The organism is Actinoplanes sp. NPDC023936 (assembly GCF_040639325.1).
Taxonomy (GTDB): domain Bacteria; phylum Actinomycetota; class Actinomycetes; order Mycobacteriales; family Micromonosporaceae; genus Actinoplanes.
The window spans coordinates 15,906-32,353 of sequence record NZ_JBEZZR010000051.1 but is presented as its reverse complement, the minus strand read 5'-3'; the positions used below and the strand labels follow the sequence as shown (position 1 = coordinate 32,353).

16 protein-coding genes are annotated in these 16,448 nt (G+C 70.9%); 11 read left to right on the top strand and 5 right to left on the bottom strand.

The genetic code is table 11. The features are described 5' to 3' along the window. Positions 1-2 precede the first annotated feature (2 nt). The 4 genes from AB0F72_RS38175 to AB0F72_RS38160 are packed head-to-tail and all read right to left on the bottom strand — an operon-like array spanning position 3 to position 4,100. On the bottom strand, positions 3-2,045 hold the full coding sequence (locus AB0F72_RS38175) for a xanthine dehydrogenase family protein molybdopterin-binding subunit (protein ID WP_360442687.1): 2,043 nt from the start codon (positions 2,043-2,045) through the stop codon (positions 3-5). Next, positions 2,042-3,004, bottom strand: coding sequence for a xanthine dehydrogenase family protein subunit M (locus AB0F72_RS38170; protein ID WP_360442684.1), 963 nt, complete (start codon positions 3,002-3,004; stop codon positions 2,042-2,044). Before AB0F72_RS38170 ends, AB0F72_RS38175 begins: the two co-directional genes overlap by 4 nt. After that, positions 3,001-3,498 carry a 2Fe-2S iron-sulfur cluster-binding protein gene (locus AB0F72_RS38165; RefSeq protein WP_360442681.1) on the bottom strand — a complete coding sequence of 166 codons (498 nt, stop codon included), beginning with the start codon at positions 3,496-3,498 and terminating at the stop codon, positions 3,001-3,003. The genes AB0F72_RS38170 and AB0F72_RS38165 overlap by 4 nt, the downstream gene beginning before the upstream one ends. 35 nt (positions 3,499-3,533) lie before the next feature. Beyond that, positions 3,534-4,100: a TIGR03086 family metal-binding protein gene (locus AB0F72_RS38160; RefSeq protein WP_360442678.1), complete on the bottom strand. Its 567-nt coding sequence runs from the start codon at positions 4,098-4,100 to the stop codon at positions 3,534-3,536. Between the two features lie 91 nt (positions 4,101-4,191). Between AB0F72_RS38160 and AB0F72_RS38155 the strand changes: the two genes are divergently transcribed. Next, positions 4,192-4,836, top strand: coding sequence for a TetR/AcrR family transcriptional regulator (locus AB0F72_RS38155; protein WP_360442675.1), 645 nt, complete (start codon positions 4,192-4,194; stop codon positions 4,834-4,836). Here AB0F72_RS38155 and AB0F72_RS38150 read toward each other — a convergent pair. Further along, positions 4,805-5,497, bottom strand: coding sequence for a GntR family transcriptional regulator (locus AB0F72_RS38150; RefSeq protein ID WP_360442672.1), 693 nt, complete (start codon positions 5,495-5,497; stop codon positions 4,805-4,807). The genes AB0F72_RS38155 and AB0F72_RS38150 overlap by 32 nt on opposite strands. A 233-nt stretch (positions 5,498-5,730) precedes the next feature. On the opposite strand from AB0F72_RS38150, the gene AB0F72_RS38145 reads away from it, so the two are divergent. Genes AB0F72_RS38145 through AB0F72_RS38100 form a run of 10 tightly spaced genes read left to right on the top strand, consistent with a single transcriptional unit; the run spans position 5,731 to position 16,215 of the window. Then, positions 5,731-7,278, top strand: coding sequence for an ABC transporter substrate-binding protein (locus AB0F72_RS38145; RefSeq protein WP_360442669.1), 1,548 nt, complete (start codon positions 5,731-5,733; stop codon positions 7,276-7,278). Between the two features lies 1 nt (position 7,279). Next, positions 7,280-8,299, top strand: a complete 1,020-nt coding sequence (locus AB0F72_RS38140; RefSeq protein WP_360442666.1) for an ABC transporter permease — start codon at positions 7,280-7,282, stop codon at positions 8,297-8,299. Then, entirely contained in the window at positions 8,296-9,168 is an 873-nt protein-coding gene (locus tag AB0F72_RS38135) for an ABC transporter permease (RefSeq protein ID WP_360442663.1), read from the top strand. The genes AB0F72_RS38140 and AB0F72_RS38135 overlap by 4 nt, the downstream gene beginning before the upstream one ends. Beyond that, positions 9,165-10,103, top strand: coding sequence for an ABC transporter ATP-binding protein (locus AB0F72_RS38130; protein ID WP_360442660.1), 939 nt, complete (start codon positions 9,165-9,167; stop codon positions 10,101-10,103). Before AB0F72_RS38135 ends, AB0F72_RS38130 begins: the two co-directional genes overlap by 4 nt. Beyond that, positions 10,100-10,855 (top strand): ATP-binding cassette domain-containing protein, encoded by a 756-nt coding sequence (locus tag AB0F72_RS38125; RefSeq protein ID WP_360442657.1) that lies wholly within the window; start codon positions 10,100-10,102, stop codon positions 10,853-10,855. The genes AB0F72_RS38130 and AB0F72_RS38125 overlap by 4 nt, the downstream gene beginning before the upstream one ends. Beyond that, on the top strand, positions 10,856-11,905 hold the full coding sequence (locus tag AB0F72_RS38120) for a TIM barrel protein (RefSeq protein WP_360442654.1): 1,050 nt from the start codon (positions 10,856-10,858) through the stop codon (positions 11,903-11,905). Then, complete coding sequence (locus AB0F72_RS38115; protein ID WP_360442651.1) at positions 11,902-13,299, top strand: FAD-binding oxidoreductase; 1,398 nt, start codon at positions 11,902-11,904, stop codon at positions 13,297-13,299. The genes AB0F72_RS38120 and AB0F72_RS38115 overlap by 4 nt, the downstream gene beginning before the upstream one ends. A gap of 14 nt (positions 13,300-13,313) precedes the next feature. Further along, positions 13,314-14,348 (top strand): TIM barrel protein, encoded by a 1,035-nt coding sequence (locus AB0F72_RS38110; RefSeq protein WP_360442648.1) that lies wholly within the window; start codon positions 13,314-13,316, stop codon positions 14,346-14,348. Next, entirely contained in the window at positions 14,339-15,247 is a 909-nt protein-coding gene (locus AB0F72_RS38105) for an amidohydrolase family protein (protein ID WP_360442645.1), read from the top strand. The genes AB0F72_RS38110 and AB0F72_RS38105 overlap by 10 nt, the downstream gene beginning before the upstream one ends. Further along, positions 15,244-16,215: an ornithine cyclodeaminase family protein gene (locus AB0F72_RS38100; protein ID WP_360442642.1), complete on the top strand. Its 972-nt coding sequence runs from the start codon at positions 15,244-15,246 to the stop codon at positions 16,213-16,215. Before AB0F72_RS38105 ends, AB0F72_RS38100 begins: the two co-directional genes overlap by 4 nt. Positions 16,216-16,448: the final 233 nt, after the last annotated feature.

Here is a 16,448-nt window from a genome sequence, read left to right as displayed (position 1 = left end):
CTTTAAAGACCCAGTCCGCCGAGGAGCTTGTCGAGGCGGACCGGGAGGTCGCGGACGCGGATGCCGGTGGCGTGCCAGATCGCGTTCACGATCGCGGCCGGGGAGCCGACGATGCCGATCTCGCCGATGCCCTTGCTGCCCATCGGGTTGATCTGGTCGTCGTGCTCGTCGAGCCAGGCGGCGTCGATCTCCTCCACGTCGGCGTGTGCCGGGATGTGGTAGCCGGCCAGATCGTTGTTGACCCACTCGCCGAACGCCGGGTCGAGCACGCCCTCCTCGTGCAGCGCCATTCCCATTCCCATGATCATGCCGCCGAGGAACTGGCTGCGGGCGGTGCGCGGGTTCAGGATGCGGCCGGCCGCGTACATGCCGAAGAGGCGGGACACCCGGACCTCGCCGGTGACGGCGTCCACGCGTACCTCGGCGAAGTGCGCGCCGAAGGCGTGCCGTCCCTCTTTCTCCTGCTCCGCGATGAGCTCGGTGGTGTCGAAGACGGCCTGGTCGCCGCCGTTCTCGCGGAGCGCGCGGCAGGCGCCGGTGACGGCCCAGCCCCACGACGCGCTGCCGGACGAGCCGCCGGCGACCGACGCCTGCGGCAGGGTGCTGTCGCCGATCCGGATGGTGATCCGGTCGACGCCCACGCCGAGCTCGTCCGCGGCGATCTGGGTGAGGACGGTCCGCGCGCCGGTGCCCAGGTCGGCGGCGCCGATCGCCACCTCGAAGCCGCCGCCGGGCAGCGCGCGGACCCGCGCGGTCGACGGCTGGGCCATCGTCGGATAGGTCGCGCCGGCCACCCCGGTGCCGATCCACCAGTCGCCCTCGCGCCGCTGCCGGGGCCGCGGGTCGCGATCGGCCCAGCCGAAGCGCTCCGCGCCCTGACGCAGGCAGTCGACGTAGTGCCGGCTGGTGAACGGCGTGCCGCTCTCCGGCTCGGCGGCCGGCTCGTTGCGGATCCGCAGCTCGATCGGGTCCATGCCGAGGGCGGTGGCGAGCTCGTCGACGGCGCATTCGAGGGCGAACATGCCCGGCGCCTCGCCGGGCGCGCGCATCCAGCGCGGTGTCGGCATGTCGAGGCGGACCAGGTGGTGGCCGGTACGGCGGTTCGGTGCCGCGTACATGTGCCGGGTGGACACCGCGGTCTGCTCGGCGAACTCGAACAGGCGGCTGCTCTGCGAGTACGCCTGATGATCGATCACGGTCATTGTGCCGTCGGGGTCGGCACCGAGACGGATCCGCTGGATGGTCGGCGTGCGGTGCCCGACGATGCTGAACATCTGCTGGCGGGTGACCACCAGCTTCACCGGCCGGCCGGTGACCCTCGCGGCCAGAGCGGCGAGGACCGCGTTCGGGCGGGCGGTGCCCTTGGAGCCGAAGCCGCCGCCGACGTGCTCGGTGACCACCCGGACGTTCTCCACGCCGAAGACCTGACCGAGGGTGGCGGCGATCCCGGACGGATGCTGATTGGAGTCGAAAACGGTCAGCTGGTCACCGTCCCAGCGGGCGATCGTGGCGTGCGGCTCCATCGGATTGTTGTGCAGGGCCGGCGTGGAGTAGACGACGTCGACGAGTCCGGGCTGGTCCGGGTCGCCGATCACGCTCTCCGCCGGGAACGCCGGGTTGACCTTCTCCGGCGTATACAGGTCTGGATGATCGATTCGCAGGGAGGCGTCGTGCTCCTCTGCCTCGATCTCCAGCCGCAGCGTCCGCGCCGCGTACCGGGCCGCCTCGAGGGTGTCCGCCACGACGAGCGCCACCGGCTGGCCGCGATAACTGATCCGCTCCGACTGCAGGACCGCCAGCTCCGGGTCGTCGGTCGCGGCGATCTCCGGCGCGTTGCCGTGCCACAGCACCGCGATCGCGTCATCGGTCGGATCGGTGATCACGTCGACGAGCCGCCCGCGCGGCACCGGCGACGCAACGATCCACCCGTAGGCGACGTCATCCTGCGGATACTCGGCGGCGTACTTCGCGGCGCCGGTCACCTTCAGCGGCCCTTCCAGCCGCGCGAGGGGAGCGCCGACGGCGCCCGGCAGGGTCGCGGTCATCGCGTCACTCCCGCCAGCTTTTCCAGCATCCAGGCGGTCAGGTTGCGCATCAGACCGATTTTGTACGCGTTGTCGCGCAGCACCCGAGAGTCCTCCAACTCGATGTCCGCCGCCGCCAGGAACGCCTCCCGGGTGGCCGGCCGTCCCCGCAGCTGCTCCTCGGCGAGCCGGGCGCGCCACGGTTTCGGCGCCACCGCTCCCCACGCCAGCCGGACGTCGCGGACCACGCCGTCCTCGACGTCCAGCGCGGCCGCCACCGAGCCGACCGCGAACGCGTAGGAGGCCCGGTCCCGCGCCTTGCGATATCCCGAGGTCGCGGCCATCGGCAGGGCCGGCAGCGTGACAGCGGTGATCAGCTCGCCGTGGTCGAGGACCGTGTCGCGTTCCGGCGCGTCACCGGGCAGCCGGTGCAGCTCGGTGAGCGGGATCCGGCGGGCGCTCGTCTCCACGACGGCGTCCAGGGCGGCCAGCGCGACGGCCATGTCCGAGGGGTGGGTGGCGATGCACGCCGGCGAGCCGCCGAGGATCGCCAGGTTGCGGTGATCGCCCTCGCGGGCCGGGCAGCCGCTGCCCGGAGTGTGCTTGTTGCACGGCTTGGTGGCGTCCATGAAGTACCGGCACCGGGTGCGCTGCAGAAGGTTTCCGCCGGTCGTGGCCATGTTCCGCAGCTGACCGGAGGCGCCGGCGAGCAGCGCCTCACTGAGCGCCGGGTACCGGGTGCGCACGCGCGGGTCGGCGGCGAGGTCGCTGTTGCGCACCCCGGCGCCGATCCGGAGCCCGCCGTCCGGCAGCTCGGTGATCTCGTCCGGGACGAGCCCGCGCACGTCCACCAGCACGTCCGGGGTGGCGATGCCGAGCTTCATCAGGTCGACCAGGTTCGTGCCGCCGGCCAGGAACATCGCGCCCGGCTCCAGCCCGTCGTCCACGCCGGTCGCGGCGCGGTACTCGAACGTCTTCATCGGCCCGCCGCCTGCCCGATCCCCGCCGCCTGCCGGATCGCCGGGACCATGTTCGGGTAGGCGCCGCAGCGGCACAGGTTCCCGCTCATCCGCTCCCGGATCTCCGCGTCGCTGAGCAGGTCGCCGTCGCCGGTTCCGGTCACCGCGCTGGGCCGGCCCTGTGCGACCTCGTCCAGCATCCCGACCGCCGAGCAGATCTGGCCGGGCGTGCAGTAACCACACTGGAATCCGTCGTGGTCGAGGAATCCCCGCTGCACCGGATGGTCGTCGAGTCCCTCGATCGTGGTGATCCGCGCGTCCTGACAGGCGACCGCGAGCAACAGGCAGCTGTTCACCCGCCGGCCGTCGAGCAGCACCGTGCAGGCGCCGCACTGCCCGTGGTCGCAGCCCTTCTTCGCGCCGGTCAGGTCGAGGTGCTCGCGCAGCGCGTCCAGCACGGTGGTCCGGGGGTCGAGGTCGAGCTCGTGCTCGACCTCGTTGACGGTGAGACGCATGTGCGCCCGGTACCCCGGGCCGCGTCGATCAACCCTCAGGCGGTCCAGTTCGGGTCGCGGCCGATGAAGCCGAGCAGCCGGGTCTGTGCGTCGGCGTCGTCCGGGACGGGAACCCGCGGGCCGTACTGCCCCGACGACCGGATGATCTGCTCCATCGGCTCCATCCCGCCGAGCAGCAGCGCGCTGAACCCCGGGTCGAGCCGGTCGTGCTGGCCGGTCGCCCGGGCCAGGTCCCAGGTGTGCATGAACACGTCGGACGTGTAGAACCGGTCGATCGCGCTCGCGAGGGGCATCTCGCCGATGTGCGGGTTGGTGAACGTGCGCCCCGCCGCGGCCGGGTCGTCGAGCAGCGCCTGCACCCCGTCGGCGTGCGCCTGCCAGGCTCCGGCCGGGTCCTCGTCCACGCTCCGAGCCGGCGGCAGCGTGGCCGACGAGCCGAGGAAGCCGGGCAGCCACTCGACCAGGTGGCGGACCACGTCGCGCGCGGTCCAGCCGTCGACGGGCGCGGGGGAGTGCCAGTCCTTCACACCCTGGACGCGGGCGGTGAACTCGCCGGCGATCCGCCGGTGGCGGTCGGCGGGCGTCAGATCGGAAAGCGACATCGGTGGCTTCCTTCCAGGGGTCGGCGTTGACTCACCCGCACCCTAGTCTTTCAACTGTACGGTTGAAAAGACGGCAGGGTATTTTCATCGGATGCCGAACCTGGAGTCGCCGGCCCGCAAGCCGAAGCAGGAGCGCAGCCGGGTGTCGTTCGACGCGGCCCTGGACGCCGCGCTGTCGCTGCTGGTGGAGCGCGGCTCGGACGAGTTCACGCTGAGCGAGGTGAGCAAGCGGTCCGGTGTCTCGACCGGGGCGATCTACGGGCGGGTGGACAGCAAGGACCAATTGCTGCGGATCGTCAACGGGCGGGCCATGACGCGGATCGCCGAGGAGACCGAAGCGGCGTTCGCCCGGCCCGGCCCCGCGGCCGAGACGTTTCCCGAGGCGGTGGAGCGGGCCGTCCGGACGATGTCCGAGGTGTTGCGGGCGCACGGTCCGGTGATCGGGCCGTTCATGCGGATGGCCAAACGGGACCACATGATCGGCGCACGCGGCAAGGCCGCTTTCGATCAGATGGCGGCCGGGTTCGCGGCGGTGCTGCTGGCGCGGCGCGGGGAGATCGGGCATCCCGACCCGGAGCGCGCGGTGACGTCCAGCTGCGTGATCGTCTACAGCGCGCTGTCCCGGTGGATGGGGCTGGGCAGCGAGGTGGAGGCGCCCGGCGACGGGAACTGGGTGGAGATCGTCGACGATCTGGTCGCGATGGTCACGGCGTTCCTCCAGGCCCGGAAGCCCTGAGCGAGGGCAGCCGGCTGCGCAGCTTGCCGATCGACGGCTCGCGGCCGGACGCCACGTGCGCGAACGCCAGCGCGGCCGCGACGTCGCCGTTGCCGGCCCGGATCGCGGTGAGGATGCCCCGGTGCTCGGCGCACTGCGCGGCGATGTCCCGGTCCGCGGTGAGCCGGAACAGCCACTCCAGGCGGCCCATCAGCGGCTGCATCAGGTGTCCGAGCAGGCGGTGACCGGGTAACGCGATCAGCTCCCGGTGGAACGCCACGTTGGCGGCCGCCGCGGCCTGCTCGTCGCCGGAGGAGAGGGCGGCCTCGCTCCGCGCCATGATCACTTCAGCCCGGTCGAGGGTGACGCCGGGCGCGCCGAGGCGCCTCGCCGCCAGCTCCGCGGCCATCGGTTCGAGTTTCTCCCGTACGTCGAAAAGCTCCTCGATGTCCTCGAGCGTGAGCTGGGCGATCACCGCGCCCCGCCGGGGTGTCGTGGTGATGAAGCCGTCCGCTTCGAGCTGTGGCAGGGCGGCCCGCAGCGGAATCCGGGAGACGCCGAGATCGGCGGCCAGGTCGCGCTCCACGAGCCGCCGGCCCGGCGGCAGCTCACCGGTGATGATCCGCTCGCGGAGCGCGGCGTAGATCTGGTCGGGAAGCGGGCGGTCATCGTCCGCGATCATGCGCATCCTCCGAGCGGTTGGGATACCACGGCATCGTAGTCAGAAACCTTGGTATACCGCGAGGTCGGCCTTCGCTGATATCTCAGTAGCGTTTGCCCAGTTTAAGCGTAGTTTCGGGAGCCGCGTTTACAAGAACGTTACTTCTAATTTCTTGAGGAGGTCCTCATTGCTTCCCAGGATGGTATCCCAAGGCGCTGCCCCGGCAGGCCTTGTGACCTCCTAAGGAGACGAACATGCCGTATCGCTCCCCCTTGATCGCCCTGCCCCTCGCCGCCGCCCTCGCGATCGCCGGATGCGCCTCCGGCGGATCCGCCACCACGACCGCCGGTGGCACCGGTGACCTCGTGTTCGGGTTCGCCATCGGCACGCTCGACCCGGTTCTCGCCGACCAGACCCAGAACTCGGTGCCGGACAACGCCCTCTACGACACGCTCGTCGACTACACCCGCGACGGGAAGCTCCAGCCGCGGCTCGCCACGAAGTGGACCGTCGCGCCGGACGCCACGTCGGTGACCTTCACCCTGCGCGACGACGTGACGTTCGCCGACGGCACCCCGCTGCGCGCGGCCGACGTCGTCTACACCCTGGACCGGACCAGGAAGGTCGGCACCGGCGTCGCGTCGCTGATCAACGACTACAAGTCCGCGACGGCGGTCAGCGACACCGAGGTGAAGATCGACCTGACCAGGCCGAACGCGGTCTTCGTCGGCGCGCTCAGCAAGGTCTTCATCCTGAACTCCGCGCTGGTCAAGCAGCACGAGGGCACCGACAGCGGGCAGGCCTGGCTGGCCGCCAACGCGGCCGGCAGCGGCGCGTACGCCCTGGAGTCGCTGCGCCAGGGCACCGAGATCCGGATGAAGCTGCGCCCGGAGCACTGGGCGAAGCAGGACGGCCGCCCGGCGCGGATCGTGCTCAGCAACGTGGCCGACGGCGCGACCGCCCGCAACGGGCTGCTCGCCGGCCAGTACGACGCGGCGATCCAGAGCAAGGACGACGCCGCCACGTTCGCGAACAACCCCGGCTTCCGGGTGGTGCAGCGCGCCTCGTCCGCGCAGAACTACTTCTTCATCAACACCAAGAGCCCGAAGCTCTCCGACGTACGGGTCCGCCAGGCCCTCGCCTACGCCTTCGACTACCAGGGCTTCGTCACCAACGTGGAGGGCGGCAGCGCGAAGGTCGCCACCGGACCGCTCCCGGCCACGCTGAGCTGCCGGCCCGAACTGCCCGCGTCCGCCCAGGACCCGGCCCGCGCCAAGCAGCTGCTCGCCGAGGCCGGCGCCACCGGGCTCTCGCTCGTCGCCGAGTACCAGACCTGGAACCCCGCGCACATCCAGGCGGCCACGCTGCTCAAGTCGAACCTCGCCGACATCGGCGTGACGCTCGACCTCAAGCAGATCACCTACCCGGCGTACATCGCGCAGCTCGCCAAGCCGGAAACCACGCCCGACCTGTTCTACATGTCGGACTTCCCGCTCTACCCGGACGCCGGCACGATCCTGGCCCGCACCTACACCTCCGAGATGATCGGCCGGGGCTCCAACTTCGGCAACTACGGCGACCCCGAGGTGGACGGCCTGGTCGCGAACGCTCTCGCCACGCCGGACGAGGCGGCCCGGTGCGCGCTCTACGAGCAGGCCCAGACGAAGATCGCCGCGGCCCAGGTCTCGATCAACGTCTCCAACCCCACCGACACGCTGGTGGTCCGCGACGGCTTCACCGGACTCGGCGACTCGAACTCCCACGACATGATCAACCTGCTCGACGTCCGGGTCGCGGGCTGACGTGCGCAGGTTCCTCCTCGGCCGGACCCTGAGCACGGCGGTCACGCTCGTGGGCCTCGCCACCGCTGTCTTCTTCCTGATGAAGCTGCTCCCCGGCGATCAGGCGACGATGGCGGCCGGGCGCAACGCGAGCCCGGAGCAGATCGCGCTGTTCCGGGAGCGGCTCGGCCTCGACGAGCCATTGCCGGTCCAGTACCTGTCGTACCTCGGCCGGCTGCTGCACGGCGACTTCGGCCAGTCCGCGGTCACCCTGCAGCCGGTCGTCACCGACCTGCGCAACCTGATGCCGTCCACCGTCGAGCTGGTGGTGGTCGCGACGGTGCTCAGCATCGCGGGGGCGGTGCTGCTGGCCCTGGTCACCGCGACCCGCGCGCAGGGCCGGGCGGACACGGCCCTGCGGGTCGCGGCGGTCGCGGCCGGGGGGATCCCGGTCTTCTGGCTGGCGTTCCTGCTGCAGTGGCTGGTCGGCACCGAGCTGCGCTGGCTGCCGGTGGCCGGGCAGCTCTCCACCGACACGGTGGTGCCGGTCCGGACCGGGTTCGTGACCGCCGACGCGCTGCTGGCCGGCGATCCGGCCGCGTTCGGCGACGCGCTGCTGCACCTGGTGCTGCCGGCGATCGTGCTGGCTCTGCCCGCGGCCGCGGGCCTGTTCCGGACGCTGCGGGCGTCGATGCTCTCCGCCCTGGAGAGCGACTACGTGGCGGTGGCCCGTGCGAAGGGAGTCTCGATGCGGGGCGTGGTGACCGGGCACGTGCTGCGGAACGCGGCGATCCCGTCGGTCAGCCTGGCCGGTCTGCAGATCGGCTGGACGTTCGCCGGCGTGGTGCTCGTCGAGTCGGTCTTCGGGCGGCAGGGGATCGGGTCCTATCTGACCACCGCGGTCACCCAGAAGGACACCCAGGCGGTGTTCGGGGCGGTGCTGCTGATCGGGGCGATCACGGTCCTGGTGAACTTCGCGGTCGACTGCGCGCAGCTCGGGCTGGACCCGCGGGTGCGCCGCGCACAGCTGGCGGCGGCATGACCGCCCTGACCAGCCCGATCACGCGGCTCACCCGGTTCACCCGGCGGCCCGCCCGCCGGCCGTGGCTGGACCACCTCGTGCTCGCGGTGATCGGCCTGCTCGTGCTCGCGGCGATCTTCGGGCCGCTGCTGGCGCCGCACGACCCGTACCGCTCGGATCCGAGCCTGCGGCTGCTCGGCCCGAGCTCGCAGTTCTGGCTCGGCACCGACGAGGAGGGCCGGGACGTGCTCAGCCGGCTGCTCGTCGGCGCCCGGCCCACACTGCTCTCCGCGCTGGTCGTGGTCCTGGTCAGCACCGCGCTCGGCCTGCTGGTCGCGAGCGTCGCGGCGCTCGGCGGCCGGTGGGCCGACGAGATCCTGATGCGGACCTGCGACATCCTGCTGTCGCTGCCCGGCCTGATGCTCGCCCTCGCGGTCGCCACCGCGCTCGGCTCCGGCCTGACCGGGGCGATCATCGCGCTGGTCGTGGCGATGTTCCCGGCCACCGCGCGGCTGGCCCGGGGGACCATCCTGCGGACGCTGACAACGGGGTACGTCGAGGCGGCGAAGGTGATGGGCACGTCGCGGGTCACGCTGATGCTGCGGCACGTGCTGCCCAACTCTCTCGACGAGGTGCTGATCAACGCGACCCTGCAGATCGGCGGCGTCACGCTGATCCTCTCCGGGCTGTCGTTCATCGGCGTCGGCGCCCAGCCGCCCAGCGCCGAGTGGGGCGCGATGGCCTCCACGGCGGCCCGGTACGTGACGGTCAACTGGCCGGCCGCGATCCTGCCCGGCCTGCTGATCACCATCTCGGTCGTCGCGTTCGGCCTGCTCGGCGACATGCTGCAGGTCCGGCGCGACCCCACCCTGCGGAAGGGGCTGCGATGAGCGCGCTGCTGGAGATCCGTGACCTCACCGTGGACGCCGGCGACGTCCGGCTGGTCGACGGGATGAACCTGACGCTGCGCCGCGGCGAGTTCCTGGCCCTGGTCGGCGAGTCCGGCTCGGGCAAGAGCGTCACGGCCCGGGCGATCACCCGGCTGGACCGGCGGACCCGGCTCGCCGGCTCGATCCGGATGGACGGCGCCGAGTTGCTGACCATGCCGGAGAGTGAGCTGCGCGCCTATCGGGGCGCGCGGATCGGGATGGTCTTCCAGGACCCGCTGAGCAGCTTCAACCCGGTGCAGCCGATCGGCCGGCAGATCGCCGAGCCGCTGCTCATCCGCGGGGTGGGACGGGCCGCCGCGAGGAAGAAGGCCGAGGAGATGCTCGGCGAGATGGGCATCACCCGGCCCGGCGAGCGGCTCACCGCGTACCCGCACGAGCTCTCCGGCGGGATGCGGCAGCGGGCCGCGATCGCGATGGCGCTGATCGCCGAGCCGGAGCTGCTGATCGCCGACGAGCCGACCACGGCGCTCGACGTGCGGATGCAGGCCAAGGTGCTGAAGCTGATCCGCGAGGCAGCGACGGCACGCCACCTCGCGGTCCTGTTCATCACCCACGATCTCGGCATCGTCGCCGGGAACGCGGACCGGGTCTGCGTGATGTACAGCGGGCGTCCGGTCGAGGAGAACGACGTGCGGACGCTGTTCCGGGCGCCGGTTCACCCGTACACCAGGGATCTTCTCGCCGCCGTGCCCCGCCTGGGCCGTGGCGTCGGATCGCTGACGGCGATCCCGGGCGTGGCGGCGACGCCGGCGAACCGGCCGGCCGGATGCGCCTATCACCCGCGGTGCGCTGTCGCGGTGCAGCGGTGCGCCACGCAGGTGCCGGCGTTCGAGGCCCGCGCGGCCTGCCATCTGGTGGAGGTGCCGGCCCGATGAGCCTGCTCAGCATCGTCAACCTCAGCAAGGCGTTCAAGGGCGTCACCGTGCTGGACGGGGTCAGCCTCACGATCGGGACCGGGGAGATCGCCGGGCTGGTCGGCGAGTCCGGATCCGGCAAATCGACGCTGATCCGGTGCCTGATGGGCCTGGAGAAACCGGACGGCGGCGCGATCACCTACGACGGGATCGATCTGCTGAGGGCGGGCCGGGCCGAGCGGCGGCGGTTCCAGCGGGAGGCGCAGATCGTCTTCCAGGACCCGTACTCGAGCCTGAATCCGCGCCGCACGGTCGAGCAGATCGTGGGGGAGGGCCTGCAGATCCACGAGCCGCGGGCGCCCCGCCGCGACCGGGTCGTGGAGGCCCTCGACCAGGTCGGACTCGGCGCGGACATGCTCGGGCGGCACCCCGGCTCGCTCTCCGGCGGCCAGCGGCAGCGGGTCGCGATCGCCCGGGCCCTGGCCATGCGACCGCGCCTGCTGGTCTGCGACGAGCCGGTCTCCGCGCTCGACGTGTCGGTGCAGGCCCAGGTGGTGCATCTGCTCAAGGACGCGCAGCAGCGGCTGGGGACGAGCCTGCTCTTCGTCGCCCACGACCTCGCGGTGGTCGGCGCGCTCTGCGACACCGTGACCGTTCTCGATCAGGGCGTCGCTGTCGAACAGGGCGTCACAGCGGCGGTCTTCGCCGAGCCCGCCCACGCGTACACCAGGGAACTGCTCGCCGCGGTCCCCGACTTCGAAGGAATCTCCTGAATGCCATTGATAGGAACCGACCTCCGGTACGCCTTCGGCGGCACCGATCTCTACTCCGACGGGTTCGAGCTGCTCGACTCGCTGACCGCGCAAGGGCTCGACGGCTGCAACATCCGTACCCTCGATGATCTGTCGCCCACCCTGGACCGGGGTTACCTGGCCGAGTTCGCGGCGCACGCCCGCGCCGCCGATCTCTACGTCGAGATGGGCATCGGCAAGGTCAACCCGTTCATGACGGCCGAGCTGCCGCGCGTCCGGAAGCTCGGCGGCGGCGACTACCTGGCCGGCATGACCCGGATGATCGAGGTCTGTGCGGCGAACGGCTGGACCACGCTCTGGACGGCGTGCGGCGGGATCAAGACCTACCCCGGCGTGTACGCCACCGACCGGTTCCGCACCGACACGGACTGGCCGGAGCAGCTGCGGATCACCGAGGCGTTCCTGCGCCGGCTCGCGCCGGTGCTGCGCGCCAACGGGTGCCGGCTCGCGATCGAGACCCACGAGGAGATCACCACGCACGAGGTGGTCCGCCTGGTGGAGGCGGTCGGCCCGGACGTCCTCGGTGTCTGCCTCGACCCGGCCAACCTGCCGGCGAACGGGGAGTCCCTGACCGCCGGGATCCGGCGAGTGGCGCCCTACGTGATCAGCACTCAGCTCCGCGACGTAGCGCTTTTTCAGGAAAATTCATCATTGGTACGGTTCCTCGCGCCCTGTGGCGACGGCGTCCTCGACTGGGCCTGGGTCCTCGACCTGCTGCTGACCATGAACCCCGGGCTCAACCTCACGATCGAGGGCATCGGCGGCATCCGTGGCGAACTGCACGCGCTGATCGCCGACCCGGTGTGGCGGGCCGGCCATCCCGACCTCGCCGACGCTGAGGTCGACGAGCTCCGGGGCCTCGTCGGGCTCGCCGCCGAGGACCTGACCACCCTGCGGACCGTCAGCGATCAATGGCGGCCGTCGCACGAACGCTTCGTCGCCCGTTCCGCCGCCCACCTGCGTTCCCTTCTCCCCGTCCCGTCCCGCGCCGTGCAAGGAGCCTCGTCATGATCGACGCCGAATCGCTGAGCTGTCCCGTCGTAGTGCCCGGCGACGCCGAGTACGACCAGCTCCGGCACGTCTGGAACGCCGACATCGACCGCCGGCCGGCCGCGATCGCCCGCTGCTCCACCCCGGAGCAGGTGGCCGAGGTGCTGCGCTGGGCGCGCGCCACCGGAACCCCGATCACGGTACGGGGCGGCGGGCACAACCTCGCCGGGACAGCCGTGGCCGACGGCGCCGTGCAGATCGACACCCGGCCGATGAACAGCGTGGTCGTCGACCAGGTGGCCGGCACCGTGACGGTCGGCGCGGGCTGCGTCTGGGGCGAGGTGGACCGCGCCGTGGAAGACCTCGGCGTCGCGGTCCCGGCCGGCGTCGTCTCGCACACCGGTGTGGCCGGGCTGACCCTGGGCGGCGGGTTCGGCTATCTCACCCGGATGCACGGCGCGACGGTGGACCACCTGGTGTCGGCGCAGATCGTGGTCGCCGACGGGCGGATCCTGACGGTCAGCGACGAGGAGAACCCGGACCTCTTCTGGGCGATCAAGGGGGCCGGGCACAACTACGGGGTGGCGACGAGCTTCACCTATCGCTACGTCACGCTGCCGGGACTCGCGACCGTGCGGACCTCGCTCTACGCGGCGGCCGACCGGCGGGCCATGATGGAGCGGTTCCGGGACGTCGCGATCGGCCTGCCGGCGAACGTCGGCACGTACCTGCGCGTCTACCGGTGCCCGGCGTACTGGTCGCAGGTGCCGGCGGAACACCGGGACACGCCGATCCTGTCGCTCTCCACCGTCACCTACGGGGACGCGTCGGGTGTCGCGGAGAAGGCGCTCTTCGACGGCACGAACCCGATCTACACCTCGGTCCGCACGATTCCGCACGTCACGCTCCAGCACTCCACCGATGACGAGTTCCGCTACGGGATCCGGCACTACTGGCGGCACACGTTCGTCCACGAGCTGAGCGGCGAGGCGATCGACACGATTCTGCACTGGGCGGACGCGTACCCGGGCCGGTCCTTGAATTCCTCCGCCTTCATCTCGCACCAGGTGATGTGCCCGTTCGAGATGATCGCCGGCAGCGACCAGGAGCGCGACGGATCGCGGGACGCGCTGCCGTCGCACGGGCCGATGCGGTACTCCGCGAACATCGGCGCGGACTGGGAGTTCCCGGCGGAGAAGGCGCCGCTCGTCGGCTGGGTGCGCGGGTTCAGCGACGCGATGCGGCCGTTCCAGGGCGGCACCTACATCAACTTCACGTCGGTGCAGGGTGACGACGCGGTGGCGAAGGCGGTCTACGGGGACAAGTACGAGCGGCTGACCACTGTCAAGAAGCAGTACGACCCGGACAACGTGTTCTCCCGTGGCCTGGTCGACCTGAGCAAGGACGACGCGTGATGAAGGCGGGCCTCATGCGGGTCGGAACAGACACCACCAAGTATCCGGTCTTCGCTCGCAAGGGAGCGTTGTGGACGCTCGACCGGATCGCCGAGCTGGGGCTCGACGGGGCGTTCTTCCGGTCGCCGTTCGACCTCAGCCCGGCGTTGGACCCGGGTGAGCTGCGTGAGGTCGCCGCGCACGCCCGCGCGCTCGGCCTCTACCTCGAAGTCGGCATCGCCAAGGTCAACCCGTTCGCCACACCGGAGTCACCGCGGATCCGGGAGCTCGGCGGCGGCGACTACCTGGCCGGGTTCGCGACGCTGGTGCGGGCCGTGACCGAGGTCGGTATCACCGAGCTCTGGACGGCGACCGCGAACTACCAGTTCACCATCCGGGGCATGTACGCGTGTGACCGCTTCCGCACCGACGTGGACTGGACCGAGCAACTCGCCGCGACCGCCACGGTCCTGGACCGGCTCGCGCCGGTGATCCGGGACAGCGGCGCCCACCTCAACATCGAGACGCACGAGGAGATCAGCTCGTTCGAGGTGGTGCGCCTGGTCGAGGACGCCGGTCCGGACGCGTTCGGCATCACGTTCGACGTCGCCAACGTGGTGGTCCGCGGGGAGCATCCGGTGGAGGCGGCACGCCGGGTGGCGCCGTATGTGCGGCAGTCGCACATCCGCGATGTGGCACTGATCCGGACTGCCACGGGGATCGGCCGGTTCCTCGTACCGGTGGGACGGGGTGTTGTTGATTGGGATGAGCTGCTGACCGTTCTGGTCACCGAATGCCCGGACGCCACCCTGTCGATCGAGGGGGACTTTCCGCATGCGTGGCGCACCGAGACGGAGATGACGCTCTTTGTCAATGATCCGGTGTGGCGGGCCGCTCATCCGGATCTGACCGATGCTGAGCTGGCGTCCGTGGTCGATTTGATCAGCCCTTCTTTTGATGAAGAGGCGCTGCGGGCGCCGCTCTCCGAGGAGCAGGCCCTCGACTTCATCACCACGAGCGCGGCCTCGCTGCGTCAGCACCTCGCCGGATTGGGGAAGACATGCAACTGATCGACGTTCACCACCATGCCGACCTGGACGTGGTGAAGGCGAAACGGGCCGAGCTGGGCATGGTGATGCCGCCGTTCGTGCCGGAGTGGAACCCGGCGATCGGCATCGAGCGGATGGACATGATCGGCACGACGCTGTCGGTGCTGTCGATGCCGGCCGGCACCACGTTCGCCCCGCCGTCCGCGGCGCCGCAACTCGCGCGGGCGATCAACGAGGAGTACGCGGAGTTGATCCGAAAATATCCGACACGGTACGGCGCGTTCGCGACGCTGCCGATGCCTTGCGTATCGTCAAGTACAGACGAAGCGATCCATGCACTTGACGTGCTCAATCTTGACGGCGTGTGTATGCAGTCAAGTTATGACGGCGTGTACTTGGCCGACCGCCGCTATGACGGGTTGCTCGCTGCGCTGAACAGCCGGGACGCGGTCGTCTTCATCCATCCGATCCTGATCCGGGAGCGGATCGCCGACCTGCCGCCGGCACTGCTCGAAGGCACGTTCGACACGACCCGGGCGGCCACCCGGCTGGCGGCCGCCGACGTCTTCGCGCGGTACCCGAGGATCCGGTTCATCCTGCCGCACACCGGTGGCATGGTCCCGTACATCAAGTGGCGGATCGCCATGTACGCCCTGCAGGGTGACGACTGGCGGGTGGAGGCCGGCCCGGACGCGTTCGCCGCGGAGATCGCCAAGCTGGACGGGATCTACTACGACACCACGCTCAACCTCGGTCCGGTGGAGAAGCTCGTCGACCCGGCCCGGATCCTGTTCGGCACCGACATTCCGTGGGCGAACGACGCGGTGCTGCGCATGCAGCGGGAAGCCGTGCGCGACCCGGCGATCGCCGCCGGCAACGCGCTGCGGCTGTTCCCGCGGATCGCGGACGTGCTGCGGTGACGCTCCTGCTGACCCGCTCCGACATCCTCCAGATGATCAACTACCCGGACGTGGTGGAGGCCGTGGAGCGTGTCCACGCCGAGCTCGCGTCCGGCCGGGCGGTGCAGCCCGCGCCGAGCGCCGTCACGCTGCCCGGCTCCGACGCGGTGTTCCTGCCGATGACCGGCATCTCCGCCGGCGCCCGGGCGATGGCGGTCAAACTACTGGCCGACATACCGGGCAACCGGGAACGGCAGCTGCCCGTACAACGCTCCACCATCCTGATCACCGACACGTCGACGGGCGGGTGCGAGGCGATCCTGGACGGCGGCGCGATCACGGCGTTCCGGACCGCCGCCGCGTCGGCCGTCGCCACCCGCCATCTCGCCCGGTCGTCCTCGCGGGTGCTCGGGCTGATCGGCGCGGGCGGACAGGCGCGGGCCCACGCGGCGGCCATCCGGGCGGTGCTGCCGATCTCCGAGATCGTGATCTGGAACCGGAGCCGGGCGCGGGCCGCCGACCTGGCGGCGGAGCTGGGAGCGCGGGTGGCCGACCGGATCGAGGACGTGGTCAGCGGAGTCGACATCCTGTGCACGCTGACGCCGTCCCGCGAACCGCTGGTCAGGGGCGCGTGGTTCCGCCCGGGGCTGCATGTGAACGCGGTCGGCGCGCCGCCTCGGCGTGACCATCGGGAGATCGACACCGAGGGGATCCGCCGGTCGCGGGTGGTCGTCGACTCGCGGGCGACCGCGCTGGAGAAATCGGGCGACGTGATGATCCCGGTGCGGGAAGGGGCGATCACACCGGAGCATTTCGCCGATGAGCTGGGCGACGTGGTGATCGGGCGGTGCGCGGGTCGCCGGGACGCCGAACAGATCACGTTGTTCAACTCGGTGGGGGTGGGGTTGCAGGATCTCGCCACCGCCCGGCTGATGATCGATCGCGCGCTGGCGAACGGGATCGGCACGCACGTCGATCTGCAGGCGTAGCGGTCGTCGCCCAGCAGCCGGTTGACCGAGGTTGATCGGCTGCTGGGCGCCGCAGGGCGGTGGCATGCTGCGCCAAATCCACGCAGAGTCACGGCGGGGACGGATGACGTTGGAACGTAGCTGCTTTGCGTCATTCTGCGGGGCCTGGGGCGTCCGCGCGTTTCCGCGAAGCGCGGGGTTCGCCTCGGATATGAGCACACCACGTGACGATCGCGAATGTCCCGTCCGTAGTG

What these genes read in the sequence shown, in the direction of transcription:
- AB0F72_RS38150 (WP_360442672.1), bottom strand. Translation starts at nt 5,497, where the DNA reads ATGATCGCGGACGATGACCGCCCGCTTCCCGACCAGATCTACGCCGCG.
- AB0F72_RS38155 (WP_360442675.1), top strand. Translation starts at nt 4,192, where the DNA reads ATGCCGAACCTGGAGTCGCCGGCCCGCAAGCCGAAGCAGGAGCGCAGC.
- AB0F72_RS38170 (WP_360442684.1), bottom strand. Translation starts at nt 3,004, where the DNA reads ATGAAGACGTTCGAGTACCGCGCCGCGACCGGCGTGGACGACGGGCTG.
- AB0F72_RS38135 (WP_360442663.1), top strand. Translation starts at nt 8,296, where the DNA reads ATGACCGCCCTGACCAGCCCGATCACGCGGCTCACCCGGTTCACCCGG.
- AB0F72_RS38120 (WP_360442654.1), top strand. Translation starts at nt 10,856, where the DNA reads ATGCCATTGATAGGAACCGACCTCCGGTACGCCTTCGGCGGCACCGAT.
- AB0F72_RS38160 (WP_360442678.1), bottom strand. Translation starts at nt 4,100, where the DNA reads ATGTCGCTTTCCGATCTGACGCCCGCCGACCGCCACCGGCGGATCGCC.
- AB0F72_RS38105 (WP_360442645.1), top strand. Translation starts at nt 14,339, where the DNA reads ATGCAACTGATCGACGTTCACCACCATGCCGACCTGGACGTGGTGAAG.
- AB0F72_RS38125 (WP_360442657.1), top strand. Translation starts at nt 10,100, where the DNA reads ATGAGCCTGCTCAGCATCGTCAACCTCAGCAAGGCGTTCAAGGGCGTC.
- AB0F72_RS38175 (WP_360442687.1), bottom strand. Translation starts at nt 2,045, where the DNA reads ATGACCGCGACCCTGCCGGGCGCCGTCGGCGCTCCCCTCGCGCGGCTG.
- AB0F72_RS38145 (WP_360442669.1), top strand. Translation starts at nt 5,731, where the DNA reads ATGCCGTATCGCTCCCCCTTGATCGCCCTGCCCCTCGCCGCCGCCCTC.
- AB0F72_RS38115 (WP_360442651.1), top strand. Translation starts at nt 11,902, where the DNA reads ATGATCGACGCCGAATCGCTGAGCTGTCCCGTCGTAGTGCCCGGCGAC.
- AB0F72_RS38130 (WP_360442660.1), top strand. Translation starts at nt 9,165, where the DNA reads ATGAGCGCGCTGCTGGAGATCCGTGACCTCACCGTGGACGCCGGCGAC.
- AB0F72_RS38165 (WP_360442681.1), bottom strand. Translation starts at nt 3,498, where the DNA reads ATGCGTCTCACCGTCAACGAGGTCGAGCACGAGCTCGACCTCGACCCC.
- AB0F72_RS38110 (WP_360442648.1), top strand. Translation starts at nt 13,314, where the DNA reads ATGCGGGTCGGAACAGACACCACCAAGTATCCGGTCTTCGCTCGCAAG.